Annotated in this window: 1 protein-coding gene; it reads right to left on the bottom strand. The window is 69.4% G+C overall.

Annotation, left to right across the window (positions count from 1 at the left end):
* Positions 1-346 (bottom strand): AMP-binding protein (locus ACQ4N9_RS26570; RefSeq protein ID WP_430934145.1); only part of this gene is annotated, 346 nt, incomplete at both ends.

Below are 346 nucleotides of genomic sequence, written 5' to 3'. Positions count from 1 at the left end.
TTGGCGGGTCAGGTCGCCGGTGCGGTACATGCGCTCGCCCGCCGCGCCGAACGGGTTCGGCACGAAGCGTTCGGCGGTCAGCCCTGGGCGCAGCAGGTAGCCCCGGGTAATACCGGCGCCCGCCAGGTACAGCTCGCCGGCGATGCCTTGCGGCAGCGCTTGCAGTTGCGCATCCAGCACATAGCCGGCGGTGTTGTGCAGCGGACGGCCGATATTGGCGCGACCACCGGCTTCGCGGCGGGTCCAGGTGGAGTACGTGGTGTCTTCCGACGGGCCGTACAGGTCGTAGACGTGCTCGATGGCAGCCTCGTTGTACAGCGCCTCGACCAGCGCCTGCTTGAGCGGC

Source organism: Pseudomonas sp. ES1 (assembly GCF_050586605.1).
Classification (GTDB): Bacteria; Pseudomonadota; Gammaproteobacteria; order Pseudomonadales; family Pseudomonadaceae; genus Aquipseudomonas; species Aquipseudomonas sichuanensis.
Note: the sequence above shows the minus strand (reverse complement) of the source record. Positions and strands in the feature narration are given on the sequence as shown.